Source organism: Undibacterium paludis, from assembly GCF_022568815.1.
Taxonomy (GTDB): Bacteria; Pseudomonadota; Gammaproteobacteria; order Burkholderiales; family Burkholderiaceae_D; genus Undibacterium.
Genome location: NZ_JAKZHX010000011.1, coordinates 1 through 20,826 on the forward strand (window position 1 = coordinate 1; position 20,826 = coordinate 20,826).

At 50.2% G+C, this 20,826-nt stretch carries 16 protein-coding genes; 12 read left to right on the plus strand and 4 right to left on the minus strand.

Annotated features, from left to right (window positions below; genetic code table 11):
* The first annotated feature begins 216 nt into the window (after positions 1 to 216).
* The 8 genes from LZ463_RS18645 (at position 217) to LZ463_RS18680 (ending at position 11,753) form a co-directional block, all read left to right on the plus strand.
* Complete coding sequence (locus LZ463_RS18645) at positions 217 to 1,647, plus strand: tetratricopeptide repeat protein (RefSeq protein WP_277624107.1); 1,431 nt, start codon at positions 217 to 219, stop codon at positions 1,645 to 1,647.
* 235 nt (positions 1,648 to 1,882) lie between these two features.
* The gene (locus LZ463_RS18650) at positions 1,883 to 2,587 is read left to right on the plus strand and encodes a SapC family protein (protein WP_241457329.1); all 705 of its coding nucleotides are present in this window, start codon (positions 1,883 to 1,885) and stop codon (positions 2,585 to 2,587) included.
* An 86-nt stretch (positions 2,588 to 2,673) separates the two neighbouring features.
* Positions 2,674 to 3,267, plus strand: coding sequence for a class I SAM-dependent methyltransferase (locus LZ463_RS18655; RefSeq protein ID WP_241457330.1), 594 nt, complete (start codon positions 2,674 to 2,676; stop codon positions 3,265 to 3,267).
* A 196-nt stretch (positions 3,268 to 3,463) separates the two neighbouring features.
* Positions 3,464 to 5,074, plus strand: coding sequence for a tetratricopeptide repeat protein (locus LZ463_RS18660; RefSeq protein ID WP_241457331.1), 1,611 nt, complete (start codon positions 3,464 to 3,466; stop codon positions 5,072 to 5,074).
* Positions 5,075 to 5,234: 160 nt separating this feature from the next.
* Positions 5,235 to 6,542, plus strand: coding sequence for a glycosyltransferase family 4 protein (locus LZ463_RS18665; protein ID WP_241457332.1), 1,308 nt, complete (start codon positions 5,235 to 5,237; stop codon positions 6,540 to 6,542).
* Between the two features lie 611 nt (positions 6,543 to 7,153).
* Positions 7,154 to 9,022 carry a type I secretion system permease/ATPase gene (locus LZ463_RS18670; protein ID WP_241457333.1) on the plus strand — a complete coding sequence of 623 codons (1,869 nt, stop codon included), beginning with the start codon at positions 7,154 to 7,156 and terminating at the stop codon, positions 9,020 to 9,022.
* Positions 9,023 to 9,024: 2 nt separating this feature from the next.
* Positions 9,025 to 10,380: an HlyD family type I secretion periplasmic adaptor subunit gene (locus tag LZ463_RS18675; protein ID WP_241457334.1), complete on the plus strand. Its 1,356-nt coding sequence runs from the start codon at positions 9,025 to 9,027 to the stop codon at positions 10,378 to 10,380.
* Positions 10,381 to 10,382: 2 nt separating this feature from the next.
* The gene (locus tag LZ463_RS18680) at positions 10,383 to 11,753 is read left to right on the plus strand and encodes a TolC family outer membrane protein (protein WP_241457335.1); all 1,371 of its coding nucleotides are present in this window, start codon (positions 10,383 to 10,385) and stop codon (positions 11,751 to 11,753) included.
* A 76-nt stretch (positions 11,754 to 11,829) separates the two neighbouring features.
* On the opposite strand, the gene gatB is transcribed toward LZ463_RS18680, so the two are convergent.
* The 4 genes from gatB to gatC are packed head-to-tail and all read right to left on the minus strand — an operon-like array spanning position 11,830 to position 15,612.
* Positions 11,830 to 13,332, minus strand: coding sequence for an Asp-tRNA(Asn)/Glu-tRNA(Gln) amidotransferase subunit GatB (gene gatB / locus LZ463_RS18685; RefSeq protein ID WP_277624108.1), 1,503 nt, complete (start codon positions 13,330 to 13,332; stop codon positions 11,830 to 11,832).
* 29 nt (positions 13,333 to 13,361) lie between these two features.
* A complete protein-coding gene (locus LZ463_RS18690) occupies positions 13,362 to 13,838 on the minus strand; it encodes a hypothetical protein (RefSeq protein WP_241457337.1) in 477 nt (158 codons plus the stop codon).
* Positions 13,835 to 15,289 carry an Asp-tRNA(Asn)/Glu-tRNA(Gln) amidotransferase subunit GatA gene (gene gatA, locus LZ463_RS18695; RefSeq protein WP_241457338.1) on the minus strand — a complete coding sequence of 485 codons (1,455 nt, stop codon included), beginning with the start codon at positions 15,287 to 15,289 and terminating at the stop codon, positions 13,835 to 13,837. Before gatA ends, LZ463_RS18690 begins: the two co-directional genes overlap by 4 nt.
* 14 nt (positions 15,290 to 15,303) lie before the next feature.
* Entirely contained in the window at positions 15,304 to 15,612 is a 309-nt protein-coding gene (gene gatC / locus LZ463_RS18700; RefSeq protein ID WP_241457339.1) for an Asp-tRNA(Asn)/Glu-tRNA(Gln) amidotransferase subunit GatC, read from the minus strand.
* 278 nt (positions 15,613 to 15,890) lie between these two features.
* Here gatC and LZ463_RS18705 point away from each other — a divergent pair, with 278 nt between their 5' ends.
* The 4 genes from LZ463_RS18705 (at position 15,891) to mrdA (ending at position 20,825) form a co-directional block, all read left to right on the plus strand.
* Positions 15,891 to 16,934 (plus strand): rod shape-determining protein, encoded by a 1,044-nt coding sequence (locus LZ463_RS18705; RefSeq protein WP_110256286.1) that lies wholly within the window; start codon positions 15,891 to 15,893, stop codon positions 16,932 to 16,934.
* Positions 16,935 to 17,077: 143 nt separating this feature from the next.
* Positions 17,078 to 18,115 (plus strand): rod shape-determining protein MreC, encoded by a 1,038-nt coding sequence (mreC, locus tag LZ463_RS18710; RefSeq protein WP_241457340.1) that lies wholly within the window; start codon positions 17,078 to 17,080, stop codon positions 18,113 to 18,115.
* Positions 18,112 to 18,630, plus strand: a complete 519-nt coding sequence (gene mreD / locus LZ463_RS18715; protein ID WP_241457341.1) for a rod shape-determining protein MreD — start codon at positions 18,112 to 18,114, stop codon at positions 18,628 to 18,630. The genes mreC and mreD overlap by 4 nt, the downstream gene beginning before the upstream one ends.
* Positions 18,631 to 18,827: 197 nt before the next feature.
* Entirely contained in the window at positions 18,828 to 20,825 is a 1,998-nt protein-coding gene (mrdA, locus tag LZ463_RS18720; protein WP_241457342.1) for a penicillin-binding protein 2, read from the plus strand.
* Position 20,826: the final 1 nt, after the last annotated feature.

Sequence of the window (20,826 nt, forward strand, 5' to 3'; positions counted from 1 at the left end):
GCGTAGGTAATACCATGGGTAGTTCGCTACCCATGCCCTGCAGAGGGAAACATCCCCTCTGCAGGGCAAAACAAAGACCCCGGTGCTGCAAAGTGCCGGGGTCTTTGTTTTGCCTGTGTAAAGACTCATGTCAAGTCCTGTATTAGCCTTGCATGGTCTGTATTTGTTATGATTTTGTGAAAGTCACCATCAAATTTTTATCCGGTTGATAATGAAATGAAAAAAATCAGTCGCAATGATTCTTGTCCTTGCGGTAGCGGCAAGAAATATAAGCAGTGTTGTATGCTTAAAGATGAAATGGCACATGCACAGGCTGAGCAGCAAAAAAAGCAATCGCAAGCTCAGGTGAACAAATACTTTGCTGAAGCTTTGATTCTGCATCGTCGGGGGAAACTCGATGATGCCTGGCAGCTTTATCGGCTGGTATTGCAGCAAATTCCATCACATGCCGATGCCTTGAATATGTCTGGCGTGGTCGCTTATCAAAGAGCAGATTTTCCCCAAGCTGAAGAGCTGATACGCCGGTCTTTGCAAAGCAATCCGGATAATGCGCACGCTCTCAATAACCTGGCTTCAGTACTACTTGGTTCCGGTCGACTGGAAGAAGCGCATATCTGTGTACAAGAGGCGTTAAAACGCAAATCTGACTATGCTGAAGCACATAATAACCTTGGCAATATTTACAAAGAGCAGAGTAGGCAGGACGAGGCTGTACATGCCTATCGGCAAGCGACTACCTTGATGCCCAATCTGGCTGAAGCATGGAATAATCTGGCCCTGATTTATCAAAAGCAAAAGAAGCTGGATGCAGCGACTCAGTGTGCAGAGCGTGCGGTAGTTCTGCAACCGAATCTGGCGGACATCCACAACAGCTTGGGCAATATTTATAAAGATGCAGGGCGGACAGCACAGGCTATCGCCAGTTATCAGCAGGCACTGACCCTGGACCCACAACTGGGGAATGCCCAGCATTTCCTCCATGTTTTGTCTGGTCAATTGAGTGCACAGGCACCTGTCAGTTATGTCAGCAAGGTATTTGACGACTATGCCGACCGTTTTGATCAGCATCTGCAGCAAGTGCTGGAATACAAGATTCCCTCATTGATAGCGCAAGAATTGAAGCCGGTTTTTGCCTCGTCACCTGTACCCTGGCGTGTACTTGATCTGGGTTGTGGCACGGGCTTGGTTGGCCAAGAGCTTGCTCCCTTTATCTCCTATCTGGTTGGTGTCGATTTATCGGAAAAGATGCTGCTTAAAGCACAGGATAGGCAAATTTATCACAGGCTGGTGCAATCAGACTTGATAAGCATGACACACCAGGAACCTTCTACCAGCTATCACTTGGTGACCGCCGCCGATGTTTTTGTGTATCTGGGGCAACTGGACCAGATCATGGCAGAGATTAGCCGTCTATTGCCTGCAGGCGGGATATTTTGTTTTTCAGTGGAGGCTGATAATGACGTCGCACCCTCATCAGCAGGATATTGCTTGCGCGCGAGCGGGCGCTATGCGCACCAACTTGCTTATTTGCAAAAATTGGCCATGACAAATGGTTTTACGGAGGCAAGATGTTTGCCGCAAACCATCAGGATGGAAAATCATCAGCCCATTCCAGGTTATTTGCTGATATGGCAAAAGCAGGCATAACGCCAGGCACTTTTGTATTTAAGATGAATGTAGGAAAAAAACGCTGCTGTATCAGCCTGCTGATACAATATTGAACTTGATTTTTTATCGAATGCCTCTATTTACATTGTACTAATCACTGTCATGTCGATTGTTTTTAAATCGGACATGAAAGAATTCTTTGCCATGGGACATCATTGGCGTTCAACCCACGTCGTCAACGGACTGGGCTTTTTCTAGTTATTGGAGTTTTACTATGTTTCAAAATGCTCAAACCCTGGACAAGAACCTGCATGGCTCTTTGCGCCTCAAACCGGCTGCAGATTTTGCTTTTGCCCGTGATTTGACTACCGCACCTCTGGCACCAGTAGAAATCGCTGAAGCAGCAGAATATTACCCTGTCCTGTTCACACAAAGTGGTGTACTGAACCTGATCGCCGTACTGGGCTTGAGAGAGCGTAATGTCTTTTTGAATGAAAAAAATCAATGGACAGACAGCTATGTACCTGTACATGTGCGTCGTTATCCTTTCATCCTGGGCCGCCTTGGCCAAACGGATGAATATGTGCTGGCTGCAGACATGGACGCCCCACAATTCAATCAAACTGAAGGTGAGTTGGTATTCACAGAGAAATCTGAGTTCAATCCCCATTTCTCCAAAGTTCTGGAATTGCTCAATAGCTACGAAAAGAACTTGCGCGAAGGTCGTGCGGTACTCAGCGAACTGGAAACAACCGGTGTGCTGGTCTCCAAAGATTTGCACTTCCAGGAAGGCAATGCAACACACTTGATCGGTGGTTTCCGTACAGTTGATCGTGAGAAGGTATTGGCGCTTGATGATGCAACATTGGCCCGCTGGGTGCGCAATGGCCTGATGGCTATCCTGGAATTGCACTGGGCATCTTTCCGTCATTTACCAAAAGTGGCGCTGGCTTCTTCCCGTCCGGATCAAGTCCAGTGATCTGTATTTGACTTGACATAGAATGCGCATGGAAAATGAGGCTGAGATGCCTCATTTTTCTTTTGGATCAAATTACAGGTGATACTTTGAAATTACTCCACGTAGGCTGCGGCCCCCAAAACAAGTCCGGTACCACGCCTTTCTTTCAGTCAGATGAGTGGGAAGAAATTCGCTTTGATATTGACCCTACCGTCAATCCCGACATTCAGGGCACCCTGACTGATATGAGTGCTGTTTCAACGGGCTCTATTGACGCTGTCTTTTCTTCGCATAATATCGAGCATCTGTATCCACACGAAGTGCCGGTTGCACTGAAGGAAATTTTGCGTGTGCTGAAGGATGACGGCATATTTGTTGTGACCTGCCCCGACTTGATTTCCGTTTGTAAACTGGTTGTCGAAGACAAATTGCTGGAACCTGCCTATGTGTCACCGGCCGGCCCGATTGCTCCACTTGATATTCTGTATGGTCATCGTGCCGCGATGGAAAGAGGAAATCTGTTTATGGCGCATCGCTGTGGTTTTACCCAGAAAGTGCTGATGAATACTCTGGCAGAATCCGGTTTCAAGACGGTTGTGGCGGCATCCCGGCCATCGGCTTTCGATTTATGGGCTGTAGGGACAAAAAATGCGCGAACCGCGGAGGAAGTCCAGAATCTGGTACTGGCGCAGTTAAAGTAACATCCACTATTTCACATATAAAACATGGGAGTACCTGCAAATTCATTCTGGATAAAACGCGTTCTGGTTAGAATCCGAGCAAGCACCGAGCAGCAGAGTCAACATGAAATTGCTGATCATATACCGTAGCAGGTAACATATTGAGGCTGGGGCCATGTTGCCTGTGTAATTAAGTGAAGAAGAATGATATCTGCCAATGAACAGGCATAGAGCTTATCCTGCTAAGCAGCAAAAAAAGACAACAAATCCCCAGGCGATACGTATTGCCGGTTTGTTGCAGCAAGCCATAGGCCTGCACCAACAAAGTAAACTGGCCGAGGCGGCCACGCTCTATGAGCAGGTACTGAGTCTGCAGGCGAATAATTTCGATGCCCTTCACTTGCTTGGTATCCTGCAGCGACGGCAGGGGCAATTTGCCTTGGCGCTGGACTTGATTAGCAGGGCTATTGCCGTTAATCCCAAACATGCTGCCGCCTATTCCAACCGCGGCAATGTTCTGCTTGACCTGGGACAGCATATGTCTGCCCTGCAAAGCTATCAGCAAGCCCTGGAAATAGAGGCAGGTTTTGTTGAAGCACTCAATAATCAGGGCTTGGCACTCGCCTCTCTCGGGCGCATGGATGATGCCTTGCAGTCATATGACCGGGCCATGCACGCCAAGCCGGATTATCTTGATGCCTTGTTCAATCGCGCCAATATTTTACTGGCACTCAAACGCTATCCAGAGGCTATCCGTGATTACGATGCGGTACTGTCGCTGCAGCCTGCGCATGTAGAGGCGCTCAACAACAAGGGTAATGCCTTGCAGGAAAGCGGCGATATACAGGCATCGGTAGCCTGTTATCTGAGCGCACTCACTCGTGCACCACAGCAGGCTGAAATCTATGTCTGCCTCGCCAATGCTTATAGTAAACAGGGCAAGGTAAATGAGTCTGCTGCACAGTATTACCGGTCTTTGCAATTGAAGCAGGACGGTTTTGGCGCACAGAATGCTGCCTTGCAACTGGCCATACTTCATTATTTGCATGGCGATGCCAACCAGGTTGCACCCTTGCTGCAATTGGCAAAAGGCATGCTGGCTTCTCCCACGCAACTGAGCGATGGTTCGAGGATATATTGCAGCTTCATGGTGAAGCTGGCGGACTGGTGGTCAACTGTTGGCATAAGCTGCTTCACTCAGCAGCCGCAAAACATCATGTACGTCATCGGTGAAAGCCATATGCTGTCCAGCCATAACAGCATAGTGACCTACCAGAGGCAACAGTGGCGCTGCAAAGGCAACTGGATAGAAGGTTGCAAACAATGGCATATCGGCAGCCCGGTGCATAATCACTACAAAGAACTGATGTATGCTTATCTGCAATCTTTTCCTGATGCGAGTACGGTCTTGTTGAGCATAGGCGAAATAGACTGTCGGCTTGATACTGGGATATTGCCCACGTGGAAAAAATCGCAGGATAAAAGTCTGATGGAGATTATTGATGCAACGATCAATGCTTATCTTCAGACACTGGTCAAGATGAATCAGGGCAAGCAACACAAATTTATCATCGCTGGTGTGCCGGCTGCCAATATCAGGTACGACCTGTTGCCAGAAGGCGAGCGTAAGGAATTTCTGGGTATGCTGGCAAGTTTCAATCAACGCTTGAAGAATTTATCCCTGGCTGCAGGAATGGATTTTCTTGACGTTTTTTCCATGACTGATGCTGGCGGAGCAAAATCTAATCAACAATGGCATATCGATGAACATCACCTAAGGCCAGATGGCATGGCTGCGGCCTTCGCAAACCACCTTGTTGCCAGCTAGAAATTACAACAGAGAAGCGCACAACTGACCGGGTTTTATCAAGCGGCTGGAAAATGCAATCGTCCACATGTGCGCAACGATGTGTTTGCAGAATATAAGCCTTGATTCAGGTTTATACTGTTGCAATTAAAATTGCACGCCATTATTTGAAATCAGTTCTATGAAAATCCTGTTCGTCCATCAAAATTTTCCCGGTCAGTTTGTTCATCTGGCACCTGCGTTGGCTGCTGATCGAGGCAATGAAGTGGTGGCCCTGAGCATGCACAAAGGAGCGCCTTCCTTATGGAATGGCGTCAAGATTTTTCCTTACCAGGCTACTCGTGGATCATGTGCGGAAATACATCCCTGGCTGGCCGATGCTGAACCTAAAGTTATTCGTGGTGAAGCGGCAATGCGTATGGCCTTGCAATTGCGTGAGCAAGGTTTTGAGCCGGATGTGATTATTGCCCATCCGGGCTGGGGTGAAAGCCTGTTTCTCAAACATGTCTGGCCCAAGGCAAAAGTCGGTATTTATGCCGAATTTTTTTATCATGTACGTGGTGCAGATGTTGGTTTCGATCTTGAATTTTCGGGCAACAGCATAGAGCAGGCGACCAAAGTGCAGCTCAAGAACATCAATAACTTGCTGAACATGGAGTTGGCCGATGCGGCGATCTCGCCTACCCACTGGCAAGCCAGTACATTCCCCTCTGCATTCCGTGATCGCATCAGTGTCATTCATGACGGCATCAATACCAACCTGGTTGCCCCCAATCCGGCAGTTGCGCTGAGTCTGGGGAGTGGTCTGACCCTGACCCGTGACGATGAGGTCATTACCTTCGTCAATCGCAATCTTGAACCATATCGCGGCTATCATATTTTCATGCGTGCTTTGCCGCAGATATTGACTGCCCGTCCGCATGCACAGATCCTGCTGGTTGGTGGCGACGAAGTCAGCTATGGCGCGAAATCTCCAGATGGCCAATCATGGAAAGATATTTTCTTTAATGAAATACGCCCCCAGTTATCTGAAAGTGCCTTGAAGCGCATACATTTCCTCGGAAATATCCCGTATCAACACTTCATTCCCTTGTTGCAGTTGTCACGCATCCACGTTTACCTGACTTATCCTTTTGTCCTGTCCTGGAGTTTATTGGAAGCAATGAGTGCAGGTTGTGCCATCGTGGCCTCTGATACCCAGCCTTTGCATGAGGCAATACGTCACAATGAAACTGGCAGGCTGGTCGACTTCTTTGATGCACAGGGCCTGGCAAAAGAAGTTTGTGATTTGCTTGAACAGCCCGAGGAAAGAGCGAGGCTAGGCGAGAACGCTCGCAAATTTGCCTGTGAATTTTATGACCTGGAGAAAGTGTGCTTACCTGCGCAACTTGAATGGGTTTACAGTTTGGCCAGAGATACACAAATTAACAAATCTGGTGATATATCTGCACAATCACTTGTAAACACGGTAGTAATTGAGTTAAAATAACACTGTAGCCAGCAAGACCATTAAGAACTCGGCGCCCCGCAACGGATATTGTGGGGCGTTTTTTTTGTTCCTGGCTCTTGCCTGAAGTCATACTGGCTATGACATAGTCGGTTGCTTCTCAAGGAAAGGCGCTTTGCCCAACATCAGCAGAATAGCTGACATCCGTATCTGATGTGATGGTCGCAGCAGATGTCGCACCCGATCATAAGAATCTGCCCCCCCTTGTTTTAGAAAAAGTTCTGTAAAAACAAAACCTTACCCAATTTCCTGTCCATGTGCGCTGCCATGAATGAATTGACAATATGGGGAGTACCTTGTTGATTTCAATAGTTGCCATAGCTAAAAAACAGGCAATATGAGGATACAGGTGGGGGTATATAAAAAATCCGCGTATTGATACACAAAACACGTTTTAAAAGCGTAAAACTTGTGTTACGCTTTCGAAAAATGTGACGTAGATCACATTTAATTGATTTGTGAACGGTGATAATGCCGCCTTGCTCTAAAAATGCATTTGAAACTGTCCTTGTCTTTATCTGCAAGACAGAATCACTCGGCGGCTACCTTTTAAATTGCGTTGTTTTTAGCACTTTAATGTGCAAAGAATACAAATGATCTCGAAACTAAAACTTCCACAATCTGAAATTGCCCAAGTCTTGCTGACTTTTAAAAGTGCATTCAGGACCGTTGGCATTTTCAGTGCCATCATCAATTTATTGATGTTAGCACCTTCCCTGTACATGTTGCAGGTTTATGATCGTGTTTTGCAAAGCCGCAACGAAATCACTTTGTTGATGTTGACAATGCTGATGCTGGGTGCTTATGGCTTGATGAGCGCGCTGGAATACATACGCAGCTTCGTTTTGATACGTCTTGGCGCCAAGCTTGATATGCAGATGAATAAGCGTATCTACACTGCCGCATTTGAGCAAAACCTGAAGCGCGGTGGCGGTAATGCCGGTCAAGCATTGCAAGACCTGACGCAGATACGTCAGTTCCTTACAGGTGCTGGCTTGTTCGCTTTCTTTGATGCGCCGTGGTTCCCGTTCTACCTGGCAGTTATCTTCATGTTCGACGCCTACCTGGGCTTGTTTGCCCTGGCTGCCGTGATCATCATGGTGATCCTGGCGTATGCCAATGAAGTGGTCTCCAAGAAGCCTCTGACCGAAGCCAATACCATGGCCATTATCTCCAGTAACCTGGCTACCAACAACCTGCGCAATGCAGAAGTGATTGAAGCCATGGGCATGCTGCCTAACCTGATGTCGCGCTGGTTCAAATTGCATGGCCGCTTCCTGCAATTGCAGGCAGAAGCGAGCGAAAAATCCGGTATTGTTACTGCTTTAAGTAAATTTGTACGCGTTTCCGTACAGTCCCTGGTGCTGGGCTTTGGTGCCTTGCTGGTTATCGAGGGCAAGATGTCACCGGGCATGATGATCGCCGGTTCCATTTTACTTGGTAAAGCGACTGGCCCTATCGATCAGCTGATTGGTGTGTGGAAGCAATGGAGTACTGTCAAGGGTGCTTATGGTCGCCTCAATGAATTGCTCGGCTCCAACCCACCACGCCAGGCTGGCATGGACTTGCCCAAGCCGCAGGGCGCCCTGTCTGTAGAAGGCGTGACTGCTGCGCCTCCGGGTTCTACCGTTGTTGTCTTGAAAGGCTTGACCATGGCCTTGCAGCCTGGTGATGTACTCGGCGTGATCGGACCTTCAGGCTCCGGCAAGTCCACACTGGCACGTTTGCTGGTTGGCGTATGGCCTTCACAGGTAGGTAAAGTCCGTCTTGACGGCGCTGATATCTACCAGTGGAATAAAGACCAGCTTGGCCCCAGTATCGGTTACCTGCCGCAGGACATAGAATTGTTTGCAGGTACCGTAGCAGAAAATATTGCACGTTTTGGTGAGGTTGATTCGGAAAAAGTCATTCTGGCATCCAAGCGTGCTGGTGTGCATGACCTGATCCTGCACTTCCCGCAAGGTTACGACACTCGCCTGGGTGACGGCGGCGCCGGTTTGTCCGGTGGACAGAAACAGCGTATAGGCCTGGCTCGCGCCATGTATGACGATCCGTCCCTGCTGGTACTGGATGAACCGAACTCCAACCTGGATGACGCTGGTGAGCAGGCACTGGTCATGGCAATCAATGATCTGCGCCAACGTGGCAAGACCATCGTCCTGATCACCCACCGTACGACCATACTGGGCGCAACCACCAAGCTCTTGCTGTTACGTGATGGTATAGGCCAGGCCTTTGGCCCGCGTGACCAGGTACTGGCTGCCCTGAACCAGGCAAATCAACAGCAAATGCAACAAGCACAGCAAGCGGCAGCGGCTCAGCAAGCTGCCCAGGCGGCACAGCAGGCACAGGCGCAAAACGGCCTGCAATCAGCTTCATCTGAACCGCCGGCAGATACCCAGGCAAGAATTAACGCCAGTGTCGATGAGCAGGCAAGTGCGACAGCCGAAGAACAGGAATAATCATGAAAAACGCATTGGTTAAAAAGAGCAATGTCACTGACGTGGCAACGCAGAACGTAGAAATTCTGGAAGTCAATACAGATGCCCGCGTGTATTCCAGAATGGGCTGGGCCATCGTCATTATCGGCGTGCTTGGTTTCCTGATATGGGCATTTACAGCACCGCTGGACAAAGGCGTGCCCATGAGTGGCAATGTCGCCGTTGCATCCAGCCGCAAGGTAATACAGCATCAGACAGGTGGTACCGTTGACGAAATCCTGGTCAAGGACGGTGATGTCGTCAAGGCAGGTCAGACCTTGTTGAAAATGAATAGTGTTTCAGCAAAAGCAGCGGCAGAAGTAACCCGTGTGCAATTGTTCACCGCCAAGGCCGTTGAAGCCAGGCTGCTGGCTGAGCGTGATGGCGCCAAGAGTATCAATTTTCCGAAAGAGCTGAACGACGCAAAAACGGATGTTCGTGTTGCCAATAGCGTATTGCTGCAACAGCAGTTGTTTTCCAGCCGTCAGATTTCCTTCCAAAGCGAAATTGGCGCGATTGATGAAAATATTGCCGGCCTGAAGTCGCAATTGAAAGGCCTGGAAGATTCCATGGTCAGCAAAAAGCAGCAACAACAGTTCCTGAAAGAGCAACTCGATGGTTTGCGTGACCTGGCCAAAGATGGCTATATCGCCAGAAACCGCCTGCTTGACCAGGAACGTACCTATGCCCAGGTGAATGGCAGTATTTCTGAAGACCTGGGTAATATGGGTCGTGTATCGCGTCAGGTCATGGAATTGAGCCTGCGTAAGTCACAGCGTCTGCAGGATTACCAAAAAGAAATCCGTACCCAGCTGACCGATATCCAGAAAGAAGCAGAAGCCTTGCAAAATCGCATGACAGCGCTTGATTTTGACCTTAACAATATCGCCGTGAAGGCGCCGGTGGACGGTACTGTTGTTGCACTCAATGTATTTACCAAAGGCGCTGTTGTGCCGGGTGGTTTTAAACTGATGGAACTGGTGCCGCAGGATGACGCGCTGATCGTTGAGGCCAGCCTGCCAGTCAACCTGGTTGACAAGGTGCATGCCGGCCTGAAAACTGAATTGATTTTCTCCGCATTCAACACCAACACTACACCGCATATCCCAGGCGTCATTACCCAGGTATCAGCTGACCGTACTGTCGATGAAAGGACAGGTCAGGCTTTCTATAAAGTGCGCGCCGAAGTGGCCCCTGAAGGCAAGAAGATGATTGCCAACCTGAACATCCGCCCTGGTATGCCGGTTGAGATGTTTGTCAGCACCGGTGGTCGCACCATGATGAACTACTTGCTCAAACCAGTGATTGACCGCGCCCATTCTGCCATGACCGAGGACTGATCATGAAAAAATCATGGAAACGCCTTAATGTGATTGCTGCTGCCTGCGGATTCTTGATGGCTACCGCAGGTCAGGTACAAGCCATGGGACTGTTACAGGCTTATGAAGCAGCACTGATGAATGATCCAGCCTATCGTGCGGCAGTATCTGAAAATATAGCTGGCAAGGAATATAGAAACATAGGCCGGGCTGGATTGCTGCCAACGATTCAATATAACTATGGGACATCAAAAAACAGGGCGGAACAAACACAACCTAATCCCTTTGTTGTTGCTCAACCTGACAGGCCTACGATTACTTCGGATTATGATTACACCAGCCTGACCAATACGTTGTCGCTACGTCAGACTTTGTTTAGCCTGGATACAACAGCCCGTTACAGGCAAGGTATTGCACAGACCAATTACAGTGATGCGATCTTTTCAGCTCGGAGCAAGGACCTGATCATACGTTTGGTCAGTGCTTATGCTGACGCAAAATATGCAGAAGATCAGCTTGATCTGTTCCGTGCACAGCGTGATGCCTATGCGGAACAAAAGCGTATCAATGAGCGCATGTTTGAAAAGGGTGAAGGTACCAAGACCGATATGCTGGAAACACAGGCAAAACTGGATATCGCGGAGTCACAAGTCATTGAAGCGCAAGACAATCTGCTGAATGCCAGAAATACTTTTTCAGCAATTGTTGGTAAGGACGTGACGCAGTTGGATGGCTTGCGCCCGGAGTTCAAGGTTATGCCGGGTTCACTGTCCGGTTTTGATGAATGGATGCAAGTGGCAATGGATAATAATCCTGAAATATCTGCTGCCCAATATACGGTTGAATCTGCGGAACAAGAGATCAGCAAGAGCAAGGCCGGACACACTCCGCGCCTGGAACTCAATGCTAGTTACAACCGCGCTATTGCTGATAGCCTGACCAATCGCACGCAGGACCAGACAATAAAAAGTATAGGCGTGAGTTTGATTATCCCAATTTACTCTGGAGGATATGTCAACGCAATCAGCAATCAGGCCGTGGCAAATCGCGATAAGGCCAAGGCGGATCTTGAGTCGACACGTAACCGCATATCGATAGAATTGCGTAAACAATATAATGCGGTACAGACAAGTGTGACCAAGATTGGCGCTTTGCAGAAATCCGTTGATTCCTCGACATTGTTAGTTGAGGCGACAAAGCAAAGTGTCAAGGGTGGAGTGCGTATTAACCTGGATGTCTTGAGTGCAGAGCAGCAACTAGTAGCAGCCAAGCGTGATTTGGCTCAGGCTAAGTACAATTATTTGATTAGTTTCCTGAAGTTACGAGTTGCTGCTGGTACGGTAAACATGGATGATATGCAGGCTGTAGCGAACTATTTTTCACCAATGAATTAATCCGGGGAAAATTTTCAGTAAAAAGGCAGTCATTTGACTGCCTTTTTCCGTTTTAAGTCCTGCGACTTCTTTTCATTTAGCCTGCCAGTTTCTTCTTCAGCAATTCATTGACCTGAGCCGGGTTGCCTTTGCCCTTGGTCGCTTTCATCGCCTGGCCAACCAGAGAGTTGAATGCTTTCTCTTTACCCGCACGGTATTCATCAACGGATTGCTGGTTGGCGGCCATGACTTCGTCAATGATTTTTTCCAGAGCGCCGACGTCAGAGATTTGTTTCAGGCCCTTGGCATCGATGACCTGATCAGCCAGATTCGCGTCAGCAGAGGGTGCTTCCCACATTGCCGCAAACACTTCCTTGGCGATCTTGTTGGAGATCGTGCCATCAGCGATACGCTGCAACAATAACGCCAGTTGTGCTGCCGTCACAGGGATGGCGCTGATATCGAGGCCTTCACGGTTCAGGGTGGCTGATACGTCCCCCATCATCCAGTTGGCGGCAGGTTTGGCTTGTGCCGCACCTGCGGCGGCAACTACCGCTTCAAAATAGGTTGCCATGCCCTTGGATTGGGTCAGGACGGTTGCATCATATTCGGGCAAACCCAATTGTTCAATAAAGCGCTGGCGCATGGCGGATGGCAGTTCAGGCATGGTGGCGCGTACCTGCTCCACCCATTCGCGGCTGATTTTCAGCGGTGGCAGGTCAGGGTCAGGGAAGTAGCGATAGTCCATCGAATCTTCCTTGTCGCGCATTTTTACAGTGACCTTTTTATCCGGGTCATAAAGGCGTGTTTGCTGCACGACCTTGCCACCGTCTTCTATTAGCTCTATCTGACGGCGCACTTCGTAATTGATCGCTTCTTCGAGGAAGCGGAAAGAGTTCAGGTTTTTGATTTCGCAACGCGTGCCAAATTCCTTTTGTCCGACAGGGCGTACAGAAACGTTGGCATCGCAACGGAAAGAGCCTTCCTGCATATTGCCGTCACAGATATCGAGCCAGACGACCAGCGAATGCAGGGCCTTGGCGTAAGCAACAGCTTCGGCAGCACTGCGCATGACTGGTTCGGTCACGATTTCCAGCAAGGGTGTGCCTGCACGGTTCAGGTCTATGCCTGTCATACCCTGGGCTGCACCGTGAGTGGATTTGCCAGCATCTTCTTCCAGGTGGGCACGTGTCAGTTCTATATTCCTGAATTCAGTCTTGCCATCTTTTTCAAACACGCAAGGCACGAAACCACCCTGTACTACCGGGATTTCAAACTGGCTGATCTGATAGCCTTTGGGCAGGTCAGGGTAGAAATAATTTTTGCGGGCAAAGATGGACTCAGGCGCGACTACCGCACCGATAGCCAGGCCAAACTGTATGGCTTTTTCGACGGCGCCCTTGTTCATGACTGGCAATACGCCAGGCAGTGCCAGGTCAACCGGGCTGGCCTGGGTATTGGGTTCAGCACCAAACTGTGTTGAAGAGCCGCTGAAAATTTTTGAGTTGGTCTTGAGTTGCGCATGCGTCTCAAAACCGATAACGACTTCCCATTGCATAATATTTCCTCGTCTTATCTTATTGTGCCTGCTGATTGACATATTTACAGAGCAGGCGGCACATCATTTCATTACTCGTATGTACAGAGCCCGGTCCTGGTATTTACCGTCAGCTCTGAAAAATTCCTGCGTGAGCCGCATAGCGCAGGGCAAGTGGGCTTGATACGCAGGGCATCACCTTCACGTTCCAGGCGTATGCTGCATTGTGAGCCTCTGTCCACATCATAACCGCGCTTTTGTCTTGCTGACTGCGCATTCTTGAGTCGTATGCGCCAGCCCTTTTCTGTCAGTTCTGCTTCCAGGCCATCTTCAGTATCTATGCTGCAGTCATGTCCGCGATTACTGCGAAATACTGAAGACTCCCATTGAAACTCAGTGATCTCAGTACCATGCAATTGCATGCGTGCCTGATCGCTGTAAATCAGGCGCTCGCCGCTCGCATCTTCCTGCAGCGTTTGTGTGCAGGCGATATGCGTGTCCAGTGTCTGTGCCGACAAGGTTCCGCCTATCAGCAACATGGCTACACCCAGGAAGTTTTTCAAGCTCATACAGGGCTGCGCGTATGCCAGTCAGTTGCTTGCTGGAATTGGTGAGCGACATTGAGTAATTTCGCTTCATCAAAATAATTGCCGATCAACTGCAAACCTACCGGACGCTTGCCATTCTTGTCACCCTGGCCGAAACCGCAAGGGATGGACATGCCAGGCAAGCCAGCCAGGCTGGTTGACAGGGTAAAGATGTCAGCCAGGTAGTTGGCTACCGGGTCGTCGGCTTTGGAACCCAGATCCCACGCAACGGTTGGCGCCACCGGTCCCATGATGACATCACACTTTTCAAAGGCAGCGGCAAAATCCTGGGCGATCAGACGGCGTATTCTTTGTGCCTGCAAATAATAAGCATCGTAGTAACCGTGCGACAATACATAAGCACCGACCAGGATACGGCGTTTGACTTCGGCACCAAAACCTTCGGCGCGTGACTTCTTGTACATGTCTTCGAGGTCTTTGTAGTCGGCGGCACGATGACCATAACGCACGCCGTCAAAACGGCTCAGGTTGGAAGACGCTTCTGCCGGCGCAATCACATAATATACAGGGATGGACAGCTCGGTTTTTGGCAGGGAGATTTCTACCAGCGTTGCACCCAGTTTTTCGTACTCTGCCAATGCAGCGCGTACCGCCTGTTCCACATCTGCGGCCAAACCAGCAGAGAAAAATTCCTTGGGTACGCCTATGCGCAGGCCTTGCAGGGATTTGTTCAGGTCACGGTTGAAATCTTCTTTTTTGCGTTCGAGAGAAGTTGAATCCTTCTCATCGAAGCCTGTCATCGCATTGAGCAAAATACCGCAATCTTCGGCTGTCTGGGCGATCGGGCCACCCTGATCGAGTGAGGAGGCAAAAGCGATCATGCCATAACGCGACACGCTGCCATAAGTTGGTTTAATGCCCGTGACGCCACAAAACGATGCTGGCTGGCGAATGGAGCCGCCGGTATCGGTAGCAGTCACTGCAGGCGCCAGGCGCGCCGCAATCGCTGCGGCCGAACCACCGGAAGAACCGCCGGGCACTGCAGTTTTGTCCCAGGGATTTTTGACGGCGCCAAAATATGAATTTTCATTGGCAGAGCCCATGGCGAATTCATCACAATTCAATTTGCCCAGAGTGACTGTACCGGCTTTATTGAATAACTCAACCACGGTTGCATCGAAAGGGCTGACATAATTTTCAAGCATGCGCGAACCGGCAGTGGAACGCCAGTCACGGGTGACGAAAATATCTTTATGGGCGATAGGTACGCCCGTCAATACACCGGCATCGCCACTGGCCAGACGGGCATCTGCTGCTGCCGCCTGTTGCAAGGTCCATTCAGGATTCACATGCAGGAAGGCATTGAGGTCACTGGCAGCAATACGGTTCAGATAATGCTGCGCAAGTTCGGTGGCGGAAACCTGCTTGCTTTGCAACAGGGCGGATAATTGCGAAATTGTCTTGGTATGCATAAGTGGAATATGACTTATTCAGTCTCAATAACCTGGGGTACGAGGTAAAGGCCATCCTGGGTTGCTGGCGCTGGTTTTTGATAGTCTTCACGACGATTGCTTTCGCTGACCACGTCTTCACGCAAACGCAAGGCCATCTCTGGCAGCAGGGCGGCGATAGGGTGGCTCAAGGGGGCTACACCAGTGGTGTCGACAGCCTTCAGCTGCTCAACCAGGGAAAAAATACCATTGAGTTTTTCCAGCGTGGAAACTTGTTCCTCTGCCGAAGTCTCCAGCTTTGCCAGATTGGCAATTCTTTTCACATCTTCAAGTGTCAGTGACATAGTTCAAGGGCGCTGTTAAGGCGCGAAAAATAGTGTCAAAAAATACAAAATTCGACGGCTCACCAAAAGCTTGTTTTTAGGTGTTGGTATCGAATAAATTTAAACAGATTATAAGGTAGAATGGCGGGTTAATGCCCTAAATGGCTTGCTAAATCCCCTAACTTGCCCGGAGTCTGGCTAGCTGGCTGGTTTCCGGCGGAGTCGGGTAGGGGTAAAAATTCGGTCGCGCAGCCCTATGACAGGGTTGTGCCCACAATCAGTTAAATACAGGACAATACATGTTTGGTTTTTTACGTAGTTATTTTTCAAATGATCTGGCGATCGATCTGGGGACGGCCAACACACTGATCTACGTCCGCAGCCAGGGTATCGTGCTTGATGAACCATCCGTTGTGGCCATCCGCCAGGAAGGCGGCCCTAACGGCAAGAAAACTATCCAGGCCGTTGGTAAAGAAGCCAAGCAGATGCTGGGCAAGGTGCCGGGTAATATTGAAGCTATCCGTCCTATGAAGGACGGTGTGATTGCCGACTTTACCGTCACCGAGCAGATGCTCAAGCAATTCATCCGCATGGTGCATGATACCAAGTTCTTCAAACCTTCACCGCGCATCATTATCTGCGTACCTTGCGGCTCTACCCAGGTAGAACGCCGTGCGATCCGTGAATCAGCGCTGGGCGCAGGTGCATCCCAGGTATACCTGATTGAAGAACCGATGGCTGCAGCAATCGGCGCTGGTTTGCCGGTATCTGAAGCAACCGGCTCTATGGTGGTTGATATTGGTGGCGGTACCACGGAAGTCGGCATCATTTCGCTTGGCGGCATGGTCTACAAAGGTTCTGTCCGTGTTGGTGGCGACAAGTTTGATGAAGCCATCGTCAACTACATCCGTCGCAACTACGGCATGTTGATCGGCGAACAGACTGCCGAAGCGATCAAGAAAGCCATCGGCTCTGCCTTCCCCGGTTCTGAAGTCAAGGAAATGGAAGTCAAGGGACGTAACCTGTCAGAAGGCATTCCACGTTCATTCACCATCTCCAGCAATGAAATCCTGGAGGCATTAACTGATCCTCTCAACAACATCGTCTCAGCAGTCAAGAATGCGCTGGAACAGACTCCTCCAGAACTCGGTGCTGACATTGCCGAGAAAGGCATGATGCTGACCGGTGGCGGTGCACTCCTGCGTGACCTTGATCGTTTGCTGATGGAAGAAACCGGCTTGCCAGTGATTGTGGCTGAAGACCCTCTGACTTGTGTGGTGCGTGGTTCAGGCATGGCATTGGAACGCATGGATAAACTGGGTTCGATTTTCTCTTACGAATAAAAAGCTGCAGGTTTACAGGGACGCCTGGTGCTGCATCTGTGCCCGGCCCCCTTGGCTGATGTCGCATTCATCCGGTCATGCTGACTGGAAAAGAGTATATTGATTCGCTGATTGAGCCGTTTATTGAGAAACACCGGTAAAGTATGGACTACAGCCCGCCACCACTCTTCAAGCAAGGCGCATCTGCGCGTGCGAGGGTGGTTTTCTTTGCCGTTCTGGCGATTTTTATATTAGTCGTTGATGCCCGCCTTAAGTCATTGACCCTGGTCAGACAGGTGCTGGGCAGCATCCTGTATCCGATACAGATGGTTGCCGTCATGCCACGTGACGCCACCATGCGCATGGCAGATTATTTTGTCTCAGTGAATGCGCTGGAAAAAGAGAACCTGCAACTAAAGCGACAGCAGACCCAGAATGCCATCACCCTGCAGCAATCAGGGCAACTGCTGGCAGAAAACACTCACCTGCGCAATTTACTCGAGGCGCGTGAACGTCTGCAGGTGAAATCCGTCATGGCAGAAATCATTTACGATGCCCGTGACCCGGCGACCCGTAAGGTAATTATTGACCGTGGCATCAAGCATGGCTTGACTGTCAGTCAGCCGGTCATTGATGACAAGGGTGTGGTCGGGCAGGTCACCAGGGTTTTCCCACTGACTGCCGAAGTGACGTTGCTGACTGACAAAAACCAGGCCATACCCGTACAGATTTTACGTAACGGCTTGCGTAGCGTTGCTTACGGACGTGGCCAGTCGAGTTACCTGGACATGCGCCTGACCGCCAATGCCGACATACAAAACGGTGATCAACTGGTGACCTCAGGCATAGACGGCGTGTACCCGTCTGGTTTGGCCGTAGCCAAGGTCGTGCAGGTAGAAAACAAGGCAACGACGACGTTTGAAAGCATCTTGTGTGTGCCGACAGCCGGCATAGATCGCAACAAGCATTTGCTGGTCTTGCTGGTCGCGACCGACAATCTGTCGCGTCCGGATACCGAAGATGTGCGTGCCAAAAAAGAAAAAATCAATCGCAAGGTGACGCGTGATGCAGCTGCACCGACATCGGACATCAAACCGGTCGATCAGCCCATGAAAGACTTGCCGGTGACTGACAGTCCAGCCAGACCTGTTGCGCCGGTGACGGCTGTACCTGCATCCACGGCCAGGGAGAAAAAACCGTGAATAGTCCCCATTACATCCTGTTGCCAGTTAATCCGGTATTTATTGCCGTCAGCTTTGCAATTGCCTTCTTCCTCAATTTCCTTCCCTGGGGCAACTGGATGGCGGTACCGGACTTTGTCGCGCTTGTCCTGGTGTTCTGGACCATACACCAGCCACGCAAGGTCGGTATAGGTGTGGCTTTTGCAATGGGCTTGCTGATGGATGTCCACGATTCCATCAATCTCGGTGAAAATGCCCTGGCCTATACCCTGTTGTCTTATTTCGCCATCATGATACACAGGCGTGTTTTGTGGTTTCATCCACTGACTCAATCCCTGCATGTGTTCCCTCTGTTTCTGTTTGCCCAGGCGGTCCAGTTGCTTGTTCGTTTGCTGGTGGCACCAGATGCCCATTTCCCTGGCTGGACCTATTTCACGGTCAGCCTGGTAACGACAGTGCTGTGGCCGGTCGCAACACTGTTATTGCTGGCTCCCCAACGGCGGGCGATAGATAAAGATGACACGCGTCCTATCTAAGAGCCTGTTCGGGATCTTACTGCGCGAGCGCGGGTTGTGGCTTATGCGGGGCTCATGTGCTGCTCAAAATGCTCATGTACTACAGTACATTCCGCTTTTTGCGCTGCTCTTCACCCTGCTGACGCTCGCTCGCTACAGATCCCAAACAGGTTCTAAGCTGCCGCTACGCTATCGCTGCCTGCTTCAATTTTTTTGCTATGACTGAACTCAAGAACACGGAACGCGAATTGCATCATTTCCGCATGCGCCTGTTATTCATAGGCACATTCGTCTTCCTTTGTTTTGCAGCCCTGATTACCCGTTTTGTCTGGCTACAGATCATCAAGCATGATGACTATGCCCTGCTGGCAGACGAAAACCGCATAGACATCGTGCCGGTGGTTCCTAACCGAGGTTTGATCATGGACAGGAACGGTGTCATCCTGGCGCGTAATTATTCTGCCTACACGTTGGAAATCACGCCTTCCAAGATACGCCAGGACATGGATATTCTGATCGATCAACTGGCCTTGCTGGTTGATATACAGCCCAAGCATCGCAAGCGTTTTCGCAAGCTGCTGGAGGATTCCAAGAATTTTGAAAGCCTGCCCATACGTACGCGCCTGACTGATGATGAGGTTGCCCGTTTCACGGCGCAACGCTTCCGCTTTCCTGGCGTTGACATCCAGGCGCGCCTGTTTCGCCAGTATCCGCAAGGGGATTCTGCTTCACACGTCATTGGCTACATAGGCCGCATTAGTCCCAAGGATGCTGAAGTCATCGATGAGATGGAAGATGCCGCCAACTATAACGGTACCGATTACATCGGCAAGGAAGGCCTGGAAAAAAGTTACGAAAAAATCCTGCACGGAAACACCGGCTTTGAAGAAGTCGAAGTGTCTGCTGGTGGGCGGGCCGTGCGCGTACTGTCACGTTCTGCGCCGACTTCAGGCAAGAACCTGATCCTGTCAGTTGACATAGAATTGCAAAAAGTCATAGAAGAAGCATTTGGCGACAGACGTGGCGCCCTGGTGGCCATTGAACCGGCAACCGGTGATGTGCTGGCCTTTGTATCCAAGCCGACGTATGACCCGAATCTGTTTGTTGAGGGTATCGATCAGCAGAGCTGGAATGAACTCAATACTTCGGAAGACAAGCCATTGCTGAACCGCCCTCTGACGGGGGCCTACCCGCCAGGCTCTACTTACAAGCCTTTCATGGCGCTGGCTGCGCTGGAACTGGGGAAACGCACCACGACACAGGCAATTTCCGACCCTGGTTACTTCACTTTCGGTAATCATACCTTCAAGGATGATAAAGCAGGCGGTCACGGCATGGTCGACATGTACCGTTCCATCGTGCATTCCTGTGACACGTATTATTATTCCCTGGCAAACGACCTGACCGTTGATGTCATGCACGATTTCATGGCGCCCTTCGGGTTTGGCCAAAAGACAGGTATAGATCTTGAACATGAGCGTACCGGCCTGTTGCCTTCGACGGAATGGAAGCGTACTGCCTTCAAGAAGCCTGAACAAAAACGCTGGGTGCTTGGTGATACGATTTCCCTTGGTATTGGTCAGGGGCAGAACACCTTTACTCCCTTGCAAATGGCGCATGCCATGGCGACGCTGGCAAACAATGGCGTGATCATGAAACCGCATCTGGTCAAGATGACGGAAGACCCGCAGAGCAGGCAGAGAACGCTGACCGTACCTAAAGAAAGCGGACGCATTCCACTGAAGCAGGAAAATGTCGACTTCATCAAGAACGCCATGGTGGGCGTGACCAAGGAAGGTACCTCGGCGCGGGTTTTTGCCAATACCGAATATGTTTCTGGCGGCAAGACCGGTACAGCCCAGGTCGTGGGTATTAAAAAAGGGGAGAAATACAACGCCAAAACCATCGCGGCACGGCATATAGATCACTCGCTGTATATCGCTTTTGCACCTGCTGACAAGCCCAAGATAGCGCTTGCCATCATTGTCGAAAATGGCGGCTTTGGTGCTGAAGCAGCGGCACCTATCGTGCGCAAGGCCATGGATTATTATTTGCTGGGCAAGCGTCCGCAAGACAAAGACAAGGACCATGCACCACCGCAGCCCAAGCCGCAAAGCGACATGGCCCTGTTCCGCTCCGACGCGGAAATCAAGGCACCTGCCGAGCCTGACCCAGGTCCAAAACCCGGCGGCGAAACCACAGGCAACAAGGATTGAT

Bases quoted from the DNA above. Each gene is read 5' to 3' on its own strand.
- mrdA (WP_241457342.1), top strand. From the start codon at position 18,828: ATGACTGAACTCAAGAACACGGAACGCGAATTGCATCATTTCCGCATG.
- LZ463_RS18705 (WP_110256286.1), top strand. From the start codon at position 15,891: ATGTTTGGTTTTTTACGTAGTTATTTTTCAAATGATCTGGCGATCGAT.
- LZ463_RS18675 (WP_241457334.1), top strand. From the start codon at position 9,025: ATGAAAAACGCATTGGTTAAAAAGAGCAATGTCACTGACGTGGCAACG.
- LZ463_RS18650 (WP_241457329.1), top strand. From the start codon at position 1,883: ATGTTTCAAAATGCTCAAACCCTGGACAAGAACCTGCATGGCTCTTTG.
- mreC (WP_241457340.1), top strand. From the start codon at position 17,078: ATGGACTACAGCCCGCCACCACTCTTCAAGCAAGGCGCATCTGCGCGT.
- LZ463_RS18680 (WP_241457335.1), top strand. From the start codon at position 10,383: ATGAAAAAATCATGGAAACGCCTTAATGTGATTGCTGCTGCCTGCGGA.
- LZ463_RS18665 (WP_241457332.1), top strand. From the start codon at position 5,235: ATGAAAATCCTGTTCGTCCATCAAAATTTTCCCGGTCAGTTTGTTCAT.
- gatA (WP_241457338.1), bottom strand. From the start codon at position 15,289: ATGCATACCAAGACAATTTCGCAATTATCCGCCCTGTTGCAAAGCAAG.
- LZ463_RS18670 (WP_241457333.1), top strand. From the start codon at position 7,154: ATGATCTCGAAACTAAAACTTCCACAATCTGAAATTGCCCAAGTCTTG.
- LZ463_RS18660 (WP_241457331.1), top strand. From the start codon at position 3,464: ATGAACAGGCATAGAGCTTATCCTGCTAAGCAGCAAAAAAAGACAACA.
- LZ463_RS18645 (WP_277624107.1), top strand. From the start codon at position 217: ATGAAAAAAATCAGTCGCAATGATTCTTGTCCTTGCGGTAGCGGCAAG.
- gatB (WP_277624108.1), bottom strand. From the start codon at position 13,332: ATGTCAATCAGCAGGCACAATAAGATAAGACGAGGAAATATTATGCAA.
- gatC (WP_241457339.1), bottom strand. From the start codon at position 15,612: ATGTCACTGACACTTGAAGATGTGAAAAGAATTGCCAATCTGGCAAAG.
- LZ463_RS18690 (WP_241457337.1), bottom strand. From the start codon at position 13,838: ATGAGCTTGAAAAACTTCCTGGGTGTAGCCATGTTGCTGATAGGCGGA.